A 775-nucleotide genomic window follows, 5' to 3' on the forward strand; every position below is an offset into this window, starting at 1 on the left:
CCCTGCGGTTGCAGCCCTGCCTGGCGTCCGGCGCTCATTGCGTCCGAACACGCGGCCCGCACGAACGACTGCCAGTGGCATTACTGCATCCAGCAAAACCGAAGATGCTATCAACGCGGCTGTCAAAGCGGCCGTGGGGCTGGATGTCGATCCGAACGCGCTGTCCAAAGGTACACGCATGGCCCAATTGGGCGCGTATGAAAGCCCTGATGTCGCGCGGGCTGAATGGAATCGTCTGAATGGGCGTTTCGGTGAGTATATGGATGGAAAACAGCGTGTTATCCAGAAAACCTCAAGCGGTGGCCGGACGTTTTATCGCCTGCGGGTTCTGGGCTTTGATGACCTGAGCGATTCACGCCATTTCTGTGCCGCGCTGCAAGGGCAAGGCGCTGACTGTATCCCGGTGGCCGCTCGGTGACATTCTGCGCCGCGATTACCGATGCCGAGGGGCTGCGCCTGACGCCTCAGGAAAAGAAACTGTTTCGAGAAACGAACCCGTTTGGGTTCATTCTGTTTGCCCGCAATATCGAGACCGAGGATCAAGTCCGCGCCCTATGTGATGAGTTCCGCGAGGCGGTGGGTCGCAATTGCCCAATTACCATTGATCAGGAAGGCGGGCGCGTGCAACGCCTGCGCGCGCCCATTGCGCGCGAGTGGCTGCCGCCGCTGGATAACGCTGAACGCGCCGGGGATCACGCCGAACGCGCGATGTATCTGCGCTATCGCCTGATCGCGCGGGAATTGTTCGAGCTGGGCATCGACAGTAACTGTGCCC

At 60.4% G+C, this 775-nt stretch carries 1 protein-coding gene and 1 pseudogene; both read left to right on the plus strand.

The window, feature by feature from the left end:
- A partial coding sequence (locus tag ACR0MQ_RS22945; protein ID WP_480611281.1) for an SPOR domain-containing protein occupies positions 1-418 on the plus strand: 418 nt, incomplete at its 5' end.
- Positions 415-775: pseudogene (locus tag ACR0MQ_RS22950) on the plus strand (beta-hexosaminidase); the annotation flags it as partial. The gene ACR0MQ_RS22945 and the pseudogene ACR0MQ_RS22950, both read left to right, overlap by 4 nt.

The organism is Ruegeria sp. AN6 (genome assembly GCF_056540425.1).